Source organism: Prochlorococcus sp. MIT 1300, from assembly GCF_034092375.1.
GTDB lineage: Bacteria > Cyanobacteriota > Cyanobacteriia > PCC-6307 > Cyanobiaceae > MIT-1300.
On sequence record NZ_CP139302.1, the window covers coordinates 1,459,842 to 1,478,905 of the forward strand.

Genomic DNA, 19,064 nt, shown 5'->3' on the forward strand with positions numbered 1-19,064 from the left:
ATCAAGCGGCTGTGGCTACAGCATTTACTACTGGCTTTGTTGCAGCTGTTCGTGCAGCTGCCGCAAGAGGCCGCATGGAATTTGCGGTAACTTCAGAACCTTCGGTCAGTTTTTTTCTGACAAGGACTTCAATTTGATCACAGGCCGCAGAGTTTTGTTCTAACCAGGTGATCGTGTTATCGCGTCCTTGCCCAATGTTATCTCCCTCGTAGCTGTACCAAGCACCTTTGCGGGTAACGACAGAAGTTTCTTCAGCTAGATCCAATAAACAACCCAAGGTGCTGATGCCACGGCCAAAAAGAATGTCGAATTCGGCTATTCGGAAAGGAGGGGCCACTTTGTTTTTGGCAACTTTTACTTTGGCTCTAATACCAAATTCTTCTGTGCCCCTTTTCAGGGTTTGAATTCGCCGAATGTCGAGTCGAACAGAGGCATAGAACTTCAGTGCATTACCACCGGTTGTTGTTTCCGGGTTGCCGTAAGTCACCCCAATTTTGAGTCTTAGTTGATTGAGGAAAATCACCGTGCAGCCTGATTTGCCTATGTTGCCGGTAATTTTCCTCATGGCTTGGCTCATCAGGCGCGCTTGACTTCCCACAGCCAGGTCGCCCATTTCTCCTTCTATCTCTGCTCTGGGAGTTAGTGCGGCAACTGAGTCAACAACAACTATGTCGACAGCGGCAGATCGAACGAGTTGGTCAACTATTTCAAGGGCCATTTCCCCTGTATCGGGTTGAGAAACCAGCAGGTTTTCAATATCTACTCCTAATGAGGCTGCGTAAACGGGATCGAGTGCATGTTCGGCGTCCACAAAAGCTGCCACACCCCCCTTGCGTTGGACTTCGGCGATTGCATGCAAGGTAAGAGTGGTTTTGCCAGAACTTTCTGGTCCATAGACTTCTACAACTCTGCCTTTTGGATACCCACCCCCTAAGGCAAGATCCAGTGTGAGGGCTCCTGTAGATATGGTTTCTACACGCATGCGGGATGCATCTCCCAGTCGCATGATCGAGCCTTTTCCGAAGTTGCGTTCGATTTGGCCAAGCACAAGATTAAGAGCCTTGTCTCGTTCTCCTGAACGTGCGCCTGCTTTGGAACCGTTCGTATTTGGGTTCACGTTTTTTGTGTCGACTGGCATGGTAGAGGTGTTAAGGAAGGAGCCAAAAGTGCACTGTCTGTCTTGAGTGGCTGAAATTGCGCTTCAGCAAGCAGCAGGCTTCTTTAGTAGTACAAGCGTACCCTAGCTAATTAAGTCCATGTCGCCAAGGGGGTCGTTAGTGTTTCTTGTTTAAGTAATTGAATGCCGTCTGGTAGTGCTTGACAATCTTCTGGCTTTAGATATCCCCAATTAGCTAAATAGCAAGCAAGAGAGGTTAGGCCAGGAGTTTGGAGTATTTTTTCGAGTGTCTCTCGACGGTCTTCTACAAAGCCAAGCAATGATCTTTGAAGAGATAATTGCAAAAGGACTTCAGCTTTGCTTCCGGCTTCATGACCGAAGAGCATGGAAGTCTTGAGGTGGAAGCTTTGTAGTAGCTGATGGGTGAAATCGGTGCCTTTAGTGGTTAGGACAACTAACTCGATGCCTTCATCCCTAAGGCTCTGCAGGTGTTTCACAACGATAGGGAAGGGTTTATGAAGATCAAGCCAATGGGCTTTATCTTCAGTCAATGCTTGTTGGCGAACATTCTCAAGGGCTGCTTGCAGTTGATTGGCAGTCCACCCTTGTGCCTCTAGTGCTTGTTTACATCTCAGTTTGTAGTTGTTTGCAAAATCTTTGATTCCTTTGCGAGCCAGTGAACTTTCAGGTCGCAATATCTCAGTAGCGATAAGAACCATCTCCCAGCCATGATTAACCCAAGGCCTTAACTGTCGAAATGACTTTGGTACAGAAGTAGCAGACGCCTGTTTGACTTCAGCACCTAATAAGTCAATGCAGGCTTTTCTTGCACTCCACCAATATTCCAACATTCCATCGACAATGACACCATCGAAGTCAAAGACTAAGAGTGGTGAGGGAGAAGCCACATGCTGATTTGAAAAACTGGGGCGCTAGGATTCGAACCTAGGAATGGCGAGACCAAAACCCGCTGCCTTACCGCTTGGCGACGCCCCAATGAGCTAGAGAAACACCTGCATAAAGGTGTCTTCACCAGTATCCAATAGTTACACATCGCTTGTCCAGATTAGTCAATTCATTCATGACTATGAATTTTGTATGAGGTTATGAAGTTATCGGAATACGAGCTCTTGGCTTGATCCCTTGCCATGTTGGTTCTTAGGCCATCATGGTGATTAAAATGAAATTGGTCTTAGCTGTTTTTTTGACTTTGCGGCTCTACCCCTAAAAGAAGATCAAAGCTTGCGATGCCTTTGCGCTAGAAAAGTATTTACTTTGTTAGATGAAGGTCGATGCATTGTGATCATTTCAGCGAAAGTCTTAATCCAATTTAATCAACCTTTAATTTATGTTTTTCTAAGAGCTTCCCTAGAGCTCTCTCTACTTGAGTAGGTGTGTTTGATTTGATTACTAAGATAGGTATATGTTCTTCGCGGGCTTGTTTCCTAAGTGTATTCTCTGCAGCCAGGTTGTTTTTGGCGCTGAGTAACACGTCTGCTTCTTCTAATTTGTTGACACAGATTATTGGCCAATCATGTTGATTAATTACTTCCTCTAATAAATGTTTGGATATACCACAACTTAGTATTTTCATTGCTGTAGAAAGTCCATTGGAATTGATTTGACCATTAAGTGATTTTTTGGGTTCATTGCTGACGTTAGATGAATTAATAGACTCTTTGACTGGAGATGGTTTTTTGACTTCTATATTTTTTATCCCTGGATGTTTTACCATAGGGGACATATCTATTAATTTTATTCGGCCATCCTTGTCGATTTTTCGTTTTTGCGGCTGAGGAATTTCCCCTCTCAGTATTAAATCTATTGTTGCCGCTACGTTGGTATGAATAAACCAAGAGTTCCTATTAGCTATTTCTACTGCTACTGGGAAAGTTGGATCAGCAGCTCTTTCAAGGACGCTTTTTTGAGTGCGGCGACGTCTGGCCTCTTCATCGCTTAGTGTCACAGATTGGATGCCTCCAACAAGGTCACTTAGGGTTGGATTTTTGATTAAATTTGAAAGTGAGTTCCCATGGGCTGTAGCAACTAGTTGTACTCCTCTTTCTGCAATTGTTCGTGCTGCATTGGCTTCAAGCTCTGTTCCGATTTCGTCAATTACTATTACTTGCGGCATATGATTCTCCACAGCTTCAATCATTGTTTGATGTTGATATTCTGGTTTGGCCACCTGCATGCGTCTTGCTCTTCCAATTGCAGGATGTGGAATATCACCATCTCCAGCAATCTCATTACTTGTGTCAATAACTACAACTCTTTTTTGCAGGTCTTCAGCAAGAACTCTTGCAATTTCTCTAAGCACAGTGGTTTTGCCGATGCCTGGAGGTCCCATTAGTAAAAGAGATTGTCCGCTATTTAGTAAATCTCTAACTAATTCCACTGTCCCAAATATTGCTCTTCCTACTCGGCAAGTAAGGCCAATAATTTCTTGCTGACGATTGCGAATTGCACTGATGCGGTGCAGTGTACGTTCGATCCCTGCTCGATTGTCTGTTCCAAACTTTCCTAGGCGATTTACTATCGCTTGTAGATCATATTTTGTTATATATTTATCGCCTAAAGCTAAGACTTTGTCTGGATAACGGGCCTCGGGAATCCGGCCAAGATCTAGCACTACTTCTAACAGTTCATCTTGTTGACCGGAGTTTGATAGAGATTTTTGAACTCCAGGAGGCAATAGCCCCAACATTTTGTCAAGGTCATCTGTAATGCGTTTTGGTTTCATTGTCGAAACCCCAACATAGATAAGTGGTGTAGATCTTGAGTTAGTTTTAGCAAATTTAGAGAGAGACTCGTCGGGTTGCCCATGGATTAATTAAGTCTTTGGCTGTTTTAACTGCTAGTTCTAACCCTTCTGGCCAATCTCTCAAGTTCATTTTTTTTTCCTGGGCTTGTGACAAATACGGTTGTATGAGTGCACGTGCCATGCCGCCAAAAGCGATGCCCGAAGGGCCAACATTGTTGTTTATGTGCTCAATTGTGTGAGAGTTTGTTCCCCCTGCTATTTGTATTGGGCCTGGGGGCAATAGATGTTTCATTTTTTCCCAAAGCGCAATGGAAACTCTGGATGTTCCTTTGCCTAAATCACCACTCATTGGACGACCATCTAATTGCCAAAGTGGATTTAGTCCAAATCTGGTTATGGAAGAGTGCCTTTGCCAAAGTTCTCTGGCTAGAGAATTTACTGTGAGGTTGTGACCTTCTAACCCACAACTAACTGCTAACCGCCTGAAAGGCACTTCAGCTGATATTAATTCTGCAATTATTGCTTCAAAGTTTTTACTTCTTCCAGAAGATGTGTGGATTTCAACCGCATCTGGCTTGATGTTAGAAATGAGATGTTTGTAATCACCAATTACTAGATTTGTTTCTTTTTCACGGATTAGTCCCAGTGGACATGCTGTTAAACAGCGACCACATCCATAGCATTTATTTGCGTTGACCCCTTGATTTTCTTCGATTGCTTCCGCGGGACAAATCTTTTCACATGGACGAGGACATTCCTTTGGACAAAGCTTTGGATTAAATGAGGCTTTGCGAAAATGTACATCTTTCCCATCGCTAATGCTGATCATTAACCAAGGTCGATTGCCATAATTATTTTTTGCCCAATCCAATCCTTTTCTAGCTGCTCGGACAACTGCTATATCTGCGGCTACATCTACGCAATGGACTCCAGCAACAGCATATACAGCACATAAATCACTTATAGATAAAAGATCTTGATTGCTTGCTCCGCAAATTAATTTCACCCATGCCCCATGGGCTAGGGCATTATTTCCAGAAAGTACTTTGTGTTGATTGTTAACGCCCAATTTGGAACTTATTTTTTTAGCAAAGCTTGCATTGGTTCCCAGCGAAGGTTTCTAGAGCCCCCCATTTCAACCACTATCTTCAAACGTTTTTCACGACTACATAAATCCTTTAAAGCGAGTAGTTCTGAGCGCGATAGAACTTGACCTTCGAGGAGCCAAAGTATTAATGGACTGCTTGCATCCATGAATTGGTTTAGTTGAGGTATGACTTGTTGAACCTCTCCAACGGCAGCGTTTCTAGCAACATTTTGATGCCCTAGGTGTGGTGGTCGAATGCCATGAAGCTTTAGGAGGAATTCTTCTGGGTCGCCTAAACCTCTTGCCGTAAGAATTTGTGTGCGATATCCCATCTTCCTTAATCGACGGAGCAATCTTGTTTCGGCACCACCCTCAAGTGGTACGTGAATAGCAACACAGCCAAAGGCTTCTAGGTCATCGCGAAACCCTCTACCAGAGAGCAACAGCGGCATGGTTAGTAATTTAATTCGAAACTAAGTCTGGCAGGTTTTTGGTAAATCATCAGAAAACGATCAGCGGTGGTGTAGGGTTTTAGTTTGCTTGCCTTTCTGTGCCCGTCCGCTAGCCGGGCCTCCAGGAATTCAAGCAGATTCGGTGATAGCACCGGATCCAATGGTCACAACGAAATTAAGGGCCCTGTTCTTTAAATTCGTCGGGAAACTGACCAACATTTTCGAATGTTGGAAAAGTCTCAGCCAGCTGATTCACTCGCTAGCTAAATCCGAGATCTCTAAACAAAGTCTGCTTTTAGCAGTGCTAATTAAGTTTTCGGTCATGACAGCTCTGCAAAGATCAGCAAAAACCTTTTAGCCCTTTTTAAGGGGTTTCCACGCTGGCGTTAATTTCTCCAATGTCTATAGGCATCCTCGGGAAGAAATTGGGTATGTCCCAGTTCTTCGATGAAAATGGCAGAGCTGTTCCGGTCACTTTGATCGAGGCAGGACCTTGTCGAATTACCCAACTAAAGAGCATCGACACTGATGGTTATTCCGCAGTGCAGATTGGCTTCTGCAATATTCGCGAGAAGCTAATTAATAAACCCGCCAAAGGACATCTATCAAAGTCTGGCGATGCCTTATTGCGATATTTAAAGGAATATCGTGTCGAAGCTCTCGAAGGTTTTGAACTGGGTAGCGCAATTACGGTTGGTGATTTTGAGGCAGGTCAGAAAGTCGATGTAAGCGGAGACACGATGGGACGTGGTTTCGCTGGTTATCAAAAGCGTCATGGCTTTAGTCGTGGTCCTATGAGTCATGGTTCAAAAAACCACCGCGAACCTGGATCAACTGGTGCAGGTACCACCCCTGGAAGAATTTACCCAGGCAAGAGGATGGCAGGTCGTTATGGCGGGAAACAAATAACTACACGTGGGTTAAAGATTCTGAAAGTTGATAGTGAAAGGAATTTGTTGGTTGTTAAGGGTTCTGTCCCTGGCAAGCCAGGTTCACTACTTAATATCAAACCCGCTAAGCGTGTTGGTGTTCACATTCCTCAAGGGGGAGGTAAGTGATGGTTAATTGTGTTTTAAAAGACTGGAAAGGTAAGGATGCCGGTGAGGCAAGCCTAGATTTAAAGGTCGCCAAAGAGACCACAGCTGTTGATCTAATGCATAGAGCTGTTCTGCGGCAGCAGGCTCATATGCGTCAAGGGACTGCAAGCACCCTTACGAGATCAGAGGTTCGTGGAGGTGGACGAAAGCCCTATAAGCAAAAAGGGACTGGTAGAGCTCGGCAGGGCTCTATTAGAACCCCTCTTCGACCTGGGGGAGGAATTATTTTTGGGCCCAAGCCTCGTAGTTATTCATTGGCGATGAATCGCAAAGAACGTCGCTTGGCGTTAAGAACCGCGCTTATGGCTCGTGTTTCTGATCTTGTAGTTGTTAAGGGTTTTGGGGTCGATCTCAAAGCTCCTAAAACAAAAGAGATCACTGCCGCACTGCAGCGGTTGGGTATCAGTTCCGATTCCAAAGTCCTGATTATTCTTTCTGATCCCTCTGAGATCATTAGTCGCTCTGTGCGCAATCTCGAGAAGGTCAAATTGATTGCTGCAGATCAGTTGAATGTCTTTGATCTACTTCATGCCAACTCACTGGTTGTAGGTGAAAAGGCCTTGTCACAGATACAGGAGGTTTATGGTGATGACTGAGCGGTTTACTGGCAGGCTTGCAGATGTGATTAGGCGTCCCCTTATCACAGAGAAGGCAACCACTGCCTTAGAAATGAATCAGTACACCTTTGAGGTAGACCATCGAGCAGCCAAGCCTGATATCAAGGCAGCAGTCGAACAAATGTTTGATGTTCGCGTTGTTGGTATCAGCACTATGAATCCTCCAAGGCGCACTAGACGCATAGGGCGTTTCGCTGGTAAACGAGCCCAGGTTAAGAAAGCTGTGGTTCGTCTTGCTGAGGGCAATTCGATTCAACTCTTCCCTGAGTCATGAGGTTTAGCTAAAAGAAATGGCAATTCGTTCTTATCGTCCTTACACCCCAGGAACTCGTACCAGGGTAGTTACTGACTTCAGCGAGGTTACTGCTCGCAAGCCTGAACGCTCCCTTGTGGTAGCAAAGCATCGCCGAAAGGGGCGTAATAATCGCGGGGTTATTACCTGTCGCCATAGAGGCGGAGGCCATAAGCGTCTATATAGGGTCATTGATTTTCGCCGTAATAAGCATGGAGTTACGGCCAAGGTTGCGGCAATCCATTACGACCCTCATAGGAATGCACGCTTAGCTCTTCTTTTTTATTCCGATGGGGAGAAGCGCTATATCCTTGCTCCTGCAGGGATTGCTATTGGTCAAGAGGTTGTTTCCGGACCTGACTCTCCAATAGAGGTTGGGAATGCACTTCCCTTGTCCTCAATACCATTAGGTTCAAGTGTTCATAACGTTGAGTTGTATGCGGGTCGTGGAGGGCAAATGGCTCGCACAGCAGGAGCAAGCGCTCAGGTTATGGCTAAAGAGGGAGATTATGTAGCTCTTAAGTTGCCCTCCACTGAGGTTCGCCTGGTTCGCCGTGAGTGTTATGCGACTCTTGGTGAGGTAGGGAACTCTGAAGTCAGAAATACCAGTCTTGGCAAGGCTGGAAGGCGTCGGTGGCTTGGACGGCGCCCTCAGGTTCGTGGCAGTGTGATGAACCCTTGTGATCACCCTCATGGAGGTGGTGAGGGTCGAGCCCCTATTGGGCGTGCCGGTCCTGTTACTCCTTGGGGCAAGCCTGCATTAGGACTTAAGACTCGCAAGAAGAATAAGCCTAGTAACAAGCTTGTCCTTCGAAAACGTCGTCGAACCTCTAAACGTAGTCGTGGCGGAAGAGATTCTTGATGTCACCTTTATTTTTTACTCTCACATAATTCGCCATGGGACGATCACTTAAAAAAGGACCATTTATCTCTGACAGTCTTCTTAGGAAGATTGAGAAGCAGAATGCTGATGATGACAAGTCAGTCATTAAAACTTGGTCTAGGGCTTCCACCATCCTTCCGATGATGATTGGCCACACCATTGCTGTTCACAACGGCAGAGCCCATGTGCCTGTCTTCGTTACAGAGCAGATGGTTGGCCACAAATTGGGGGAGTTTGCTCCAACCAGAACTTTTAAAGGCCACATTAAAGACAAGAAAGGAGGTCGCTGAGTCAATGACAATGTCAACTTCAACGGCACAGATTGCCCAAGCACATGGCCGCTTTATTCGTGGCTCAGTATCAAAGGTTCGACGCGTACTTGATCAAATACGTGGGCGGACATATCGCGAGGCATTAATCATGCTTGAGTTCATGCCATATCGCTCAACTGGGCCTATTACCAAGGTTCTTCGTTCAGCTGTCGCGAACGCGGAACACAACCTTGGATTAGATCCAGCTTCTCTTGTGATTTCTCGAGCTAGTGCTGATATGGGCCCACCCATGAAGCGCTATAGACCTCGTGCTCAAGGTCGCGCATTTGCGATTAAGAAGCAGACCTGTCACATCAGCATTGCTGTGACCACAACCGATTCCTGACCCCCCTAAGATTTCGAACAGATGGGACACAAAATCCATCCAACTGGCTTACGACTGGGGATCACCCAGGAGCACCGATCCCGTTGGTATGCCCCCAGTAAGACTTATCCGATTCTTCTTCAAGAGGATGACAGAATCCGAACGTTCATCCATAAGAAGTATGGTGCTGCTGGTATTAGTGATGTATTGATTGCTCGTAAAGCAGATCAACTTGAAGTTGAACTCAAGACTGCCAGGCCAGGCGTTTTGGTGGGGCGCCAGGGAAGCGGTATAGAAGAACTCCGTACAGGCATCCAAAAAACTATTGGTGATCGGAGCCGACAGGTCAGGATCAATGTGGTTGAGGTTGAAAGAGTAGACGCAGATGCTTTTTTGCTTGCTGAATACATTGCTCAGCAGCTTGAAAAGAGGGTCGCTTTTAGAAGAACAATACGAATGGCCGTTCAACGTGCTCAGCGTGCAGGAGTCTTGGGCCTAAAGATTCAAGTTGGTGGAAGGCTTAATGGCGCTGAAATAGCTCGCACAGAGTGGACTCGTGAAGGTCGAGTACCGTTGCACACTCTTCGTGCTGAGATTGATTATGCGACAAAGGTCGCCACTACTACCTACGGGGTTTTAGGAATCAAAGTATGGGTCTTTAAAGGTGAAGTACTAGCTAAAGAAGACCAACCAGTGCCTGTGGGTGCAAACCCACGGCGGAGGGGTAACAGGAGACCCCAACAGTTTGAAGACCGTTCTAACGAGGGATGATCCAGAGGCCTAAATTATGTTAAGTCCGAAACGCGTCAAATTCCGTAAGCAACAAAGGGGCCGTATGCGCGGTGTTGCTACTAGGGGCAACACAATTGCCTTTGGTAAGTTTGCCCTGCAAGCTCAAGAGTGTGGTTGGATCACATCTCGCCAAATTGAGGCGAGTCGACGAGCAATGACCCGTTATGTAAAACGGGGAGGGAAGATTTGGATCAGAATCTTTCCAGATAAGCCTGTCACTATGAGGCCTGCTGAGACTCGTATGGGTTCTGGTAAAGGTAATCCAGAGTTTTGGGTTGCTGTTGTCAAGCCTGGTCGAATACTTTTTGAGATGGGGGGCAGTGAGGAAATTACTGAAGCCATAGCTAAAGAGGCTATGCGTCTCGCTCAGTACAAGCTTCCGGTCAAAACAAAGTTTTTGTCCTTGGAGGAAGAAGAAAACAATTCTTCAGTTGACTCTCAGTCTTCTGAAAGCTCAACCCTTACCCCCGCGGAGTCTTAACTCATGGCTCGATCCGACACAGCTGAGGTGAGGAAGCTCACTGATGCCGACATCACAGAACAGATTGACGGTCTTCGCCGTGAATTGTTTGATCTGCGCTTTCAGCAAGCTACTAGGCAGCTCACTAACACCCATCGTTTCAAAGAGGCACGCATCAAACTTGCCCAACTTTTGACGGTGCAGAAGGAGCGGAGTCGCTCCAGCTCTCCCTCCTGATTCCCTTATTAGATCTCATGGCACTTAAGGAAAGGCTCGGTACTGTCGTCAGCGACAAAATGGATAAAACGGTTGTCGTGGCAGTCGTTAACCGTTTCCCACATCCCATCTATCAGAAAACGGTTAGCAGAACTACTCGATATAAGGCTCACGATGAGGAGAACACTTGTCGTGTAGGGGATCGAGTTCGTATTACGGAGACTCGACCAGTAAGCAGGTCAAAACGATGGTCTGTAGCAGAAGTTCTTAGCCACAGCTTTAAAGCTGAGGAGGAGGCCTCAAAATGATTCAACAAGAAACATTCTTAACTGTTGCTGATAACAGTGGAGCCAAACGAATTCAATGTATCCGAGTTTTGGGGTCGAATAGACGTTATGCCCATGTCGGGGACGTAATAGTTGCCGCAGTAAAGGATGCGATGCCAAATATGGGCGTCAAAAAGTCTGAGGTTGTCAAAGCAGTTGTTGTTCGTACTAAGGCAACTATGCGGCGGGATACAGGCAATTCGATTCGTTTTGATGATAATGCGGCAGTACTTATTAATGACGATAAAAACCCTCGTGGTACAAGGGTTTTTGGACCTGTCGCGCGTGAATTACGAGAGCGTAATTTCACTAAAATAGTTTCTCTTGCTCCGGAGGTGATCTGAAATGACAAATTCGACTCAAAAACCGACACCTTCTAAGCACGTCAAGATGCGTATTCGGAAGGGTGACACTGTGCAGGTGATTACTGGAAAAGATAAAGGGAAAACAGGAGAAGTTATACGAACAATTCCTCTTCAAAATCGTGTGATAGTGCAAGGTATCAATCTTCGTACCAAGCACGTTAAGCCAACTCAAGAGGGGGAAACTGGTCGAATAGTTACTGAAGAGGCATCTCTCCATGCATCGAATGTAATGCTGTATTCAACTTCTAAAAAGGTTGCAAGTCGGGTTGAACTTTTTGTAGATAAAGATGGAACGAAGAAGCGTCGATTAAAGAAAACTGGTGAATTAATTGATTAATCACCGGTTCTCTTTAAAACCTCTCTAATTCAAGTTCTTGCTTTCCCAACACAATCTTCTGACCACGTCCAGAAGTACTCAAACTCCAATCTATGTCACTTAAAAAACGCTATAGAGAGAAAATTCAGCCAAAGTTGCTGAAAGATTTAAATCTCTCAAATATCCATCAAGTTCCAAGGGTGGTAAAAGTCACGGTAAATCGTGGACTTGGAGAAGCTGCCCAAAATGCTAAGTCTCTGGAAGCATCCATAAATGAATTAGCAACAATTACTGGTCAGAAAGTATTGGTGACTAGAGCCAAGAAAGCAATCGCTGGATTTAAAATTCGGCAAGGAATGCCAATTGGCTGTGCCGTAACTCTTAGAGGGGAAAGGATGTATGCCTTTTTAGAGAGATTGATTAATTTAGCGCTCCCAAGGATTCGTGACTTCCGAGGCGTAAGCCCTAAGAGTTTTGATGGGCGTGGTAATTACACCCTGGGTGTGAGGGAGCAAATTATTTTCCCTGAGATTTCTTTCGACAAAATTGATGCAATCAGGGGAATGGACATCACCATTGTGACTTCAGCCCGTTCGGATGAAGAGGGCCGTGCCCTGCTTCGTGAGATGGGAATGCCTTTTCGCAATAACTGAGCTTTTCTTCGCAAACGACTATGGCTAATCACGATCCAATTTCAGACATGCTGACTCGCATTCGCAATGCTAGTGAGAAGCGTCATGAAACCACTAAGGTTCCAGCTTCACGCATGTCTCGCAGCATTGCGAAAGTTCTTCAGCAAGAAGGTTTCATTGCTGACATTAGTGAGGAAGGAGAGGGAGTCCGATCACAGCTAGTGCTTCAATTGAAGTACAGCGGAAAACATCGGCATCCAACAATTCGCTCAATGCAGAGAGTTAGCAAGCCAGGATTGCGCATTTATAAAAACACTCGTGGACTTCCAAAAGTTCTTGGCGGTTTGGGAGTTGCCATCATTTCCACCTCTAAGGGTGTGATGAGTGACCGTGACGCCCGTAAACAAGGCGTTGGCGGAGAAGTCCTCTGCTACGTGTATTGATTAGGAGTTAAAACTATGTCTCGTATAGGGAAAACACCAATTCAGTTGCCAGAGAAAGTTGCCGTTACACTTGATGGCCTTTCTGTGACGGTAAAAGGGCCTAAAGGTGAGTTGAGCCGAACTCTGCCGGATGGTGTGAGTATTAGTCAGGTTGAAAACACCATAGTGGTGGCACCAACCAGTGAGAAACGTAAGTCCAGGGAACGTCATGGACTATGCAGGACTTTGATCGCAAATATGGTCGAGGGGGTTAGTAAGGGTTATTCCCGCAGATTGGAAATCGTTGGAGTTGGTTCTCGTGCTCAGGTGAAGGGTAAGACCTTGGTTGTGAGTGCTGGCTTTAGTCATCCTGTAGAAGTTGTTCCTCCCTCAGGCATAACTTTTGCTGTCGAGAACAACACTAATGTGACTGTTTCTGGGGCTGATAAGGAGTTGGTAGGGAACGAAGCTGCGAAAATTCGTGCAATTCGTCCACCTGAACCTTACAAGGGGAAGGGGATTAAATACCAAGGAGAACGCATAAGAAGGAAGGCCGGTAAATCTGGCAAGAAATAAGAGTTTTCTCTCAACTTTTTTAATTATCATCATGTCAACTCTTTCTCGAAAACAGCAGACACAGAAGCGCCACAAGCGTCTTCGTCGTCATTTGAATGGGACTCCAAGCCGCCCTCGTTTGGCAGTTTTTCGTTCAAACAATCATATTTATGCCCAGGTTATTGATGATGAAGCTCAAAGCACTTTATGTGCTGCTTCAACCTTGGACAAGGCATTGCGCACTACGCTCAAAGCTGATGGGAGCAGTTGTGATGCATCGATCGCTGTCGGCGAGTTGGTTGCTAAACGTGCTCTTGAAAAAGGTATTCAACAGGTTGTCTTCGACCGAGGTGGCAACCTTTATCACGGTCGGGTTAAAGCCCTAGCCGATGCAGCCCGGGAAGCGGGCCTTAAATTCTGACTCCTTCTCTGACTATGACCGAATCAAATTCTAAAAACAAATCAAAAGACATTCCAGCGGCAGCTGATGTTCCTGCTGCTGCAGATGGGCAACAGCAGGAACAACGCCGTGGTGGTGGCAATCGTGAGCGCCGTGGTGGACGACGGGGGGATCGACGTGGCCATGAGCGTGATTCTGAATGGCAAGAAAGAGTCGTTCAGATAAGACGTGTCTCTAAAACTGTTAAAGGTGGTAAGAAGATGAGTTTTAGGGCAATAGTTGTTGTCGGGAATGAAAAGGGTCAGGTAGGTGTGGGTGTTGGTAAGGCTGGGGATGTTATTGGAGCAGTTCGCAAGGGAGTCGCAGACGGTAAGAAGCATCTCGTCAAGGTGCCTTTGACCCGCCATAGTTCTATTCCTACACTCTCAAATGGCAGAGATGGCGCAGCAAGTGTACTTATTCGTCCTGCTGCACCAGGAACAGGTGTAATCGCAGGGGGTTCGATACGTACAGTGCTTGAATTAGCAGGTATTAAGAACGTTTTGGCTAAGAGGTTGGGTAGCAAAACCCCCTTAAATAATGCTCGGGCTGCAATGGTGGCTCTAGCAGGCCTACGTACTCATAAGGAGACCGCTAAAGAACGTGGAATCTCTCTTGAACAGATTTTCTCCTGATTGGATTTCAAATGACACTTCAACTTGACTCTCTAAAACCAAATAAAGGCGCTAGGCGTCAAAAATTACGCAAAGGAAGAGGTATTGCTGCTGGCCAAGGTGCTAGTTGTGGTTTTGGAATGCGTGGACAAAAGTCACGTTCAGGTAGGCCTACAAGGCCTGGTTTTGAAGGTGGACAAATGCCTCTCTATAGGCGAGTCCCAAAGTTAAAGCACTTTCCTTTAGTGAATTCAAAGTCTTTTACTGTTGTCAATGTATCAGCTTTGAATGACTTGAAGGCTGGAAGCACAATTAACCTTGATTCCTTAGTCAAGTCAGGCATCGTTACCAACCCTAAAAGTCCTTTGAAAGTGTTGGGTAATGGTTCTTTGAAAGTGAAGTTGAATGTTCAGGCAGCTGCATTCACCTCTACAGCTCGCAGCAAGATAGAAGAGGCTGGTGGAACATGTGAAGTCCTTGATCTTGGGAGTTGAAGTTACTGACTCTTGTACAAGAAATGACTAGCAATCTATTATTCTCTAGTTGCTAGAGAATATTCTCTAAAAATTATTTTGTAGTTTTCATGCTCGTCAGTCGAGGCCGTAATCCCAGCGCCTCTGAAGTAATCACCCAGTTGGTCATAAATCAAGAGCTTCGTGGCCGAGTCTTGACCACTTTGGGGTTGTTGTTGCTTATCAGGCTAGGGATCTATATCCCAATGCCAGGAATAGATAGAGAGGCGTTTCAAGGGTTCTTAGAACAAGGTGGCCAGTTAATTGGCTTTTTAGATATTTTTACGGGTGGAGGCATCTCTACTCTAGGAGTTTTTGCGTTAGGGATTCTCCCGTTTATTAATGCTTCTATTATCCTGCAGTTGTTAACGGCGGCGGTACCGCAGTTAGAAGATCTTCAAAAAAATGAGGGAGAAGCAGGAAGAAGAAAAATTGCACAAATCACTAGATATGTAGCGTTGGGATGGGGCTTAGTTCAAAGTTTAGTTTTTGCTTCAATTCTTCGTCAATATTCAGTAGAAGGGCTTAGTGAAGCCGCATTTATTATTCAAACTGCCTTGGCGTTGGTCACAGGGTCAATGGTGGTTATGTGGCTTAGCGAGATAATTACGGAGAAAGGAATAGGTCAAGGTGCTTCGTTGGTTATCTTCTTGAATATTGTCGCTACTTTGCCTAAGGCATTAAGTTCAACAATTGAAAAAGCACAGACTGGAGATAGGAGTGATGTCGTTGGAATAATTGTTCTTTTACTAGTTTTTCTATTTACAATTGTGGGAATTATCTTCGTTCAAGAAGGCTCTCGAAGAATTCCAATTGTCAGCGCCAAAAGGCAGATAGGTGGCAGCAATCTTCTTCCTAATCGCCAAAGTTATCTTCCTTTAAAATTAAATGCAGGTGGAGTAATGCCGATTATCTTTGCTTCTGCCCTTATATTCCTGCCTATAACAATTGCCAATTTTACTAAAAATCAGTTCTTAATTAGGGCTGCCGGTTACTTGAACCCAAGTGCTGCAAATCCTTGGCCATATGCGATAGCTTTTTTTGCTTTAATTCTTGGCTTTGCATATTTTTATGCTTCTTTAACTATTAACCCTATAGATATAGCTTCTAATCTGAAACGTGGAGGTGTGGCAATCCCAGGTGTGAGGCCTGGTAGTGCTACTGCAAACTACCTTTCTGGTGTGCAAAATCGTCTTACTTTGCTTGGGGGTCTGTTCCTTGGATCGGTTGCAATAATTCCTGCAGCTGTGGAGCGAGCAACCAATGTTCAGACTTTTCAGGGTTTAGGCGCGACCTCTTTGCTTATCCTTGTTGGTGTGGCGATAGATACCGCAAAGCAAGTTCAAACTTATGTGATTTCTCAGCGCTATGAAGGCCTAGTACGTCAATAGGCCTTCATTTGTAAAGCTGACTAAAACTCTTTTCTCGTTTCATGAAAGACCGACTTCTCTTTTTAGGACCTCCAGGTGCTGGAAAAGGAACTCAGGCAGAACGACTTTGTAACGCTCATGGCTTGAATCACTTATCCACAGGTGATCTTTTGCGTGCTGAAGTTGATGCTAAGAGTGCCCTGGGCACGGAGGCTGCTGAATTAATGAATAAGGGTGAGTTGGTTAGTGACTCATTGGTTTTGGCAATAGTTAAATCAAGAATGAAAAGTCAATCTGGGGGATGGGTCCTAGATGGTTTTCCAAGAAATGTGAATCAAGCGAAAGCTCTTCAAATCCTTCTTGAAGAGCTTGATCAGCAAATTCAAGGTGTTGTTTTGCTAGAGCTGGATGAAGTGGCTTTGGTTCAACGATTGCTTTCAAGGGGGCGTACTGATGACAATGAAGATGTGATTCGGCATCGCCTTGAGGTTTATGCCGAACAGACTGAACCTCTTGTTGATTACTATTTAAACCAGGGGTTGCTTCTTAGAGTGCCTGCAAGCGGAGCTATCGAAGAGATTCAAACCCATATAGAGGATGTTTTGAGTTGATCGGTGTAGTAGTATTGATCTTTAAAAAATTGACGAGAAACAACCTATGAAGGTGCGTGCCTCAGTCAAAAAAATGTGTGAAAAGTGCCGTGTCATTAGAAGACATGGACGGGTAATGGTGATTTGCACCAACCCTAAGCACAAACAGCGTCAGGGTTAAACCCTGATCTATCTGGCTTAAAATCAAATGATTAGGGACGAACTTTCTTCTCTATTCCTTTTAGCCAGATATTTACTCACCGCCTTCGGTGATTCCCGTTCCCCTTCATTTTTATTGTTAAGTGGCAAGGATTGCAGGCGTTGACATACCCCGTGAGAAGCGGGTTGAGGTTGCCCTCACCTATATCTATGGTATTGGACTGACACGTGCCAAAACCATTCTCTCTCAATCTGGAGTTAACCCAGATGTAAGAGTCAAAGATCTAGAGGATGGTGATGTCCAAAAACTGCGGACTGCCACAGAGACCTTCACTATTGAAGGGGATTTAAGGCGTCAAGAGGGCATGGCTCTTAAGCGTCTGCAAGATATCGGTTGTTTGCGCGGCCGACGTCACCGCATGAGTCTGCCTGTCAGGGGTCAGCGCACCCGAACAAATGCTCGCACCAGAAGAGGTGCTCGCAAAACTGTGGCTGGCAAGAAGAAGTAAGCCTCACAACTAGTAGGACTTATTTAGTCCAATTATTCCTCCTTCATATTTAAAAGGCCCAACCATATGGCCACACCAGCAAAGAAATCAGGTTCCAAAAAGGCTAAGCGCAACGTCCCTAATGGCGTTGTACATATTCAGAGCACCTTCAATAACACTATTGTCTCAATTACAGATACCTCTGGAGAAGTGATCTCCTGGTCATCTGCCGGAGCGAGTGGCTTTAAAGGTGCTCGAAAAGGCACCCCTTTTGCTGCACAAACAGCGGCTGAAGCTGCTGCTAGACGGGCCTTGGATCAGGGAATGCGTCAAATTGAGGTTCTCGTAAGAGGTCCAGGGTCAGGTCGTGAAACAGCCATCCGTGCTTTACAAGTGGCTGGTTTAGAGATCACCCTTATTAGAGACGTCACTCCTTTGCCTCATAACGGCTGCCGTCGGCCTAAACGTCGTCGCGTTTGATTTTCCCCGATAGGCAAGCTTCATTCTCCAGCCCCAATTCCCCTTCTCCCGCTTTAGACCGTGCTGCAATACCAGATCGACAGGATCGAACATCAAGTTGCTGACGATCGCGCTCAAACCGGCGTGTTCCTTATTGGCCCTTTAGAACGAGGCCAGGCAACGACTCTTGGGAATTCCTTAAGAAGAGTTCTTATGGGTGGCCTTGAAGGTAGTGCCGTTACTGCTGTTCGCATCGCAGGCGTGAACCATGAATATGCGACAGTGCCAGGTGTGAGGGAGGATGTATTAGATATTCTTTTAAACTGCAAACAACTTTCTGTTAATAGTCGAACTCCAGAACTAGAAATAGGGCGATTAGTTGCATCTGGTCCTGTTGAGGTTAAGGCAAAGGATTTGCAATTTTCTTCACAAGTTCAAGTTGTTGATGGAGATAGGCCTATAGCGACTGTGCATGAAGGACACAGTCTTGAACTTGAGGTTCATGTAGAGCGTGGTGTTGGGTATCGGCCTGTTGATCGACATCAAGAAGATGTGAGTGCAATTGATTTATTGCAAATCGATGCCGTTTTCATGCCAGTGCGGCGCGTGAATTTCACTATTGATGAAACTGCGGTCGCTGAAGGCGGCTCAACAAGAGAAAGGTTGCGTATGGAAGTGGTAACTGATGGTTCTACCACTCCCGATGACGCCATTGCAGAGGCAGCTAACCAACTGATTGAGCTTTTTCAGCCTTTAGCGACAGTTACAATGGTTGAGGAAATTCCAGTGGAGCCTGAACCTTCAGCTGAGGCACAAATTCCACTTGAGGAGTTGAATCTTTCTGTGAGAGCTTACAACTGTTTGAAACGTGCCCAAGTCAATTCTGTATCAGATTTAATGGGCTTTAGCTATGAGGACCTTTTAGAGATTAAGAACTTCGGTTCTAAATCCGCTGACGAGGTCATTGAGGCTCTAGAGAGGATTGGCATCTCAATTCCTCAGAGTCGAACCTCTGCCTGATTTCTCTAAATAGTTCCCCAAGAAGCAGAACCATGCGTCATCAATGTCGAGTCCCTCAGTTAGGTCGTCCTGCTGATCAACGAAAAGCAATGTTGCGAGGATTAACCACTCAGTTAATCCGCGAAGGGCGTGTTACTACTACAAAGGCTAGAGCTAAAGCCCTACGAGATGAAGCTGAAAGGATGATTACTCTGGCTAAGGAAGGAAGCTTGGCTGCAAGGCGAAGAGCAATCGGATATATATATGACAAGCAACTAGTCCATGCATTATTTGATAAGGCACAAGATCGTTATGGGGATAGAAATGGTGGATATACCAGGATCATTAGAACTGTTCCTCGGCGTGGTGATAACGCGCAGATGGCAATAATTGAACTTGTCTAAA

Annotated in this window: 30 protein-coding genes and 1 tRNA gene; 25 read left to right on the forward strand and 6 right to left on the reverse strand. The window is 45.5% G+C overall.

The genetic code is table 11. The features are described 5' to 3' along the window. Position 1: 1 nt before the first annotated feature. The 6 genes from recA to SOI83_RS07550 all read right to left on the reverse strand — a co-directional run bounded on the left by recA (position 2) and on the right by SOI83_RS07550 (position 5,420). Positions 2-1,117: a recombinase RecA gene (gene recA / locus SOI83_RS07525; protein WP_414153403.1), complete on the reverse strand. Its 1,116-nt coding sequence runs from the start codon at positions 1,115-1,117 to the stop codon at positions 2-4. Positions 1,118-1,248: 131 nt separating this feature from the next. Continuing rightward, a complete protein-coding gene (locus SOI83_RS07530) occupies positions 1,249-2,025 on the reverse strand; it encodes an HAD family hydrolase (RefSeq protein ID WP_320676074.1) in 777 nt (258 codons plus the stop codon). Between the two features lie 16 nt (positions 2,026-2,041). After that, a tRNA-Gln gene (locus tag SOI83_RS07535) sits at positions 2,042-2,113 on the reverse strand. 334 nt (positions 2,114-2,447) lie between these two features. After that, positions 2,448-3,860: an AAA family ATPase gene (locus SOI83_RS07540; protein WP_320676075.1), complete on the reverse strand. Its 1,413-nt coding sequence runs from the start codon at positions 3,858-3,860 to the stop codon at positions 2,448-2,450. Positions 3,861-3,915: 55 nt separating this feature from the next. Beyond that, positions 3,916-4,887 carry an LdpA C-terminal domain-containing domain gene (locus SOI83_RS07545; RefSeq protein ID WP_414153448.1) on the reverse strand — a complete coding sequence of 324 codons (972 nt, stop codon included), beginning with the start codon at positions 4,885-4,887 and terminating at the stop codon, positions 3,916-3,918. A 71-nt stretch (positions 4,888-4,958) separates the two neighbouring features. Continuing rightward, a complete protein-coding gene (locus SOI83_RS07550; RefSeq protein ID WP_320676077.1) occupies positions 4,959-5,420 on the reverse strand; it encodes an NAD(P)H-quinone oxidoreductase subunit N in 462 nt (153 codons plus the stop codon). Between the two features lie 398 nt (positions 5,421-5,818). On the opposite strand from SOI83_RS07550, the gene rplC reads away from it, so the two are divergent. The 25 genes from rplC (at position 5,819) to rplQ (ending at position 19,063) form a co-directional block, all read left to right on the forward strand. After that, complete coding sequence (gene rplC / locus SOI83_RS07555) at positions 5,819-6,478, forward strand: 50S ribosomal protein L3 (protein ID WP_320676078.1); 660 nt, start codon at positions 5,819-5,821, stop codon at positions 6,476-6,478. Then, positions 6,478-7,113, forward strand: a complete 636-nt coding sequence (rplD, locus tag SOI83_RS07560; protein WP_320677713.1) for a 50S ribosomal protein L4 — start codon at positions 6,478-6,480, stop codon at positions 7,111-7,113. The genes rplC and rplD overlap by 1 nt, the downstream gene beginning before the upstream one ends. Continuing rightward, a complete protein-coding gene (locus SOI83_RS07565) occupies positions 7,106-7,408 on the forward strand; it encodes a 50S ribosomal protein L23 (RefSeq protein WP_320676079.1) in 303 nt (100 codons plus the stop codon). The genes rplD and SOI83_RS07565 overlap by 8 nt, the downstream gene beginning before the upstream one ends. Before the next feature lie 16 nt (positions 7,409-7,424). Further along, entirely contained in the window at positions 7,425-8,288 is an 864-nt protein-coding gene (gene rplB / locus SOI83_RS07570) for a 50S ribosomal protein L2 (protein WP_320676080.1), read from the forward strand. A 35-nt stretch (positions 8,289-8,323) separates the two neighbouring features. Further along, the gene (rpsS, locus tag SOI83_RS07575) at positions 8,324-8,599 is read left to right on the forward strand and encodes a 30S ribosomal protein S19 (protein ID WP_320676081.1); all 276 of its coding nucleotides are present in this window, start codon (positions 8,324-8,326) and stop codon (positions 8,597-8,599) included. A gap of 4 nt (positions 8,600-8,603) precedes the next feature. Continuing rightward, positions 8,604-8,966 carry a 50S ribosomal protein L22 gene (gene rplV, locus SOI83_RS07580; RefSeq protein WP_320676082.1) on the forward strand — a complete coding sequence of 121 codons (363 nt, stop codon included), beginning with the start codon at positions 8,604-8,606 and terminating at the stop codon, positions 8,964-8,966. 21 nt (positions 8,967-8,987) lie between these two features. After that, a complete protein-coding gene (gene rpsC, locus SOI83_RS07585) occupies positions 8,988-9,716 on the forward strand; it encodes a 30S ribosomal protein S3 (RefSeq protein ID WP_320676083.1) in 729 nt (242 codons plus the stop codon). A gap of 16 nt (positions 9,717-9,732) precedes the next feature. Continuing rightward, entirely contained in the window at positions 9,733-10,218 is a 486-nt protein-coding gene (gene rplP, locus SOI83_RS07590) for a 50S ribosomal protein L16 (protein WP_320676084.1), read from the forward strand. Between the two features lie 3 nt (positions 10,219-10,221). Further along, the gene (gene rpmC / locus SOI83_RS07595; protein WP_320676085.1) at positions 10,222-10,434 is read left to right on the forward strand and encodes a 50S ribosomal protein L29; all 213 of its coding nucleotides are present in this window, start codon (positions 10,222-10,224) and stop codon (positions 10,432-10,434) included. Between the two features lie 17 nt (positions 10,435-10,451). Further along, the gene (gene rpsQ / locus SOI83_RS07600; protein ID WP_320676086.1) at positions 10,452-10,721 is read left to right on the forward strand and encodes a 30S ribosomal protein S17; all 270 of its coding nucleotides are present in this window, start codon (positions 10,452-10,454) and stop codon (positions 10,719-10,721) included. Then, positions 10,718-11,083, forward strand: a complete 366-nt coding sequence (gene rplN / locus SOI83_RS07605) for a 50S ribosomal protein L14 (protein WP_320676087.1) — start codon at positions 10,718-10,720, stop codon at positions 11,081-11,083. The genes rpsQ and rplN overlap by 4 nt, the downstream gene beginning before the upstream one ends. A gap of 1 nt (position 11,084) precedes the next feature. Beyond that, positions 11,085-11,441, forward strand: a complete 357-nt coding sequence (gene rplX, locus SOI83_RS07610) for a 50S ribosomal protein L24 (RefSeq protein ID WP_414153404.1) — start codon at positions 11,085-11,087, stop codon at positions 11,439-11,441. 92 nt (positions 11,442-11,533) lie between these two features. After that, entirely contained in the window at positions 11,534-12,073 is a 540-nt protein-coding gene (rplE, locus tag SOI83_RS07615) for a 50S ribosomal protein L5 (RefSeq protein WP_320676088.1), read from the forward strand. Between the two features lie 20 nt (positions 12,074-12,093). Beyond that, entirely contained in the window at positions 12,094-12,495 is a 402-nt protein-coding gene (rpsH, locus tag SOI83_RS07620; RefSeq protein WP_320676089.1) for a 30S ribosomal protein S8, read from the forward strand. Between the two features lie 15 nt (positions 12,496-12,510). Then, the gene (rplF, locus tag SOI83_RS07625) at positions 12,511-13,050 is read left to right on the forward strand and encodes a 50S ribosomal protein L6 (protein WP_320676090.1); all 540 of its coding nucleotides are present in this window, start codon (positions 12,511-12,513) and stop codon (positions 13,048-13,050) included. Positions 13,051-13,081: 31 nt separating this feature from the next. Continuing rightward, positions 13,082-13,450, forward strand: coding sequence for a 50S ribosomal protein L18 (gene rplR, locus SOI83_RS07630; protein ID WP_320676091.1), 369 nt, complete (start codon positions 13,082-13,084; stop codon positions 13,448-13,450). 14 nt (positions 13,451-13,464) lie between these two features. Further along, entirely contained in the window at positions 13,465-14,103 is a 639-nt protein-coding gene (rpsE, locus tag SOI83_RS07635; protein WP_320676092.1) for a 30S ribosomal protein S5, read from the forward strand. 11 nt (positions 14,104-14,114) lie between these two features. Next, the gene (gene rplO, locus SOI83_RS07640) at positions 14,115-14,576 is read left to right on the forward strand and encodes a 50S ribosomal protein L15 (RefSeq protein WP_320676093.1); all 462 of its coding nucleotides are present in this window, start codon (positions 14,115-14,117) and stop codon (positions 14,574-14,576) included. 89 nt (positions 14,577-14,665) lie between these two features. Next, entirely contained in the window at positions 14,666-15,985 is a 1,320-nt protein-coding gene (gene secY, locus SOI83_RS07645) for a preprotein translocase subunit SecY (RefSeq protein WP_320676094.1), read from the forward strand. A gap of 41 nt (positions 15,986-16,026) precedes the next feature. Next, entirely contained in the window at positions 16,027-16,575 is a 549-nt protein-coding gene (locus SOI83_RS07650) for an adenylate kinase (RefSeq protein WP_320676095.1), read from the forward strand. 46 nt (positions 16,576-16,621) lie between these two features. After that, a complete protein-coding gene (gene rpmJ, locus SOI83_RS07655; protein ID WP_007100636.1) occupies positions 16,622-16,735 on the forward strand; it encodes a 50S ribosomal protein L36 in 114 nt (37 codons plus the stop codon). Between the two features lie 121 nt (positions 16,736-16,856). Continuing rightward, positions 16,857-17,222, forward strand: coding sequence for a 30S ribosomal protein S13 (gene rpsM, locus SOI83_RS07660; protein ID WP_320676096.1), 366 nt, complete (start codon positions 16,857-16,859; stop codon positions 17,220-17,222). A gap of 66 nt (positions 17,223-17,288) precedes the next feature. Beyond that, on the forward strand, positions 17,289-17,681 hold the full coding sequence (gene rpsK, locus SOI83_RS07665) for a 30S ribosomal protein S11 (RefSeq protein WP_320676097.1): 393 nt from the start codon (positions 17,289-17,291) through the stop codon (positions 17,679-17,681). 60 nt (positions 17,682-17,741) lie between these two features. Then, complete coding sequence (locus SOI83_RS07670) at positions 17,742-18,680, forward strand: DNA-directed RNA polymerase subunit alpha (protein ID WP_320676098.1); 939 nt, start codon at positions 17,742-17,744, stop codon at positions 18,678-18,680. A gap of 32 nt (positions 18,681-18,712) precedes the next feature. After that, positions 18,713-19,063, forward strand: coding sequence for a 50S ribosomal protein L17 (gene rplQ / locus SOI83_RS07675; protein WP_320676099.1), 351 nt, complete (start codon positions 18,713-18,715; stop codon positions 19,061-19,063). Position 19,064: the final 1 nt, after the last annotated feature.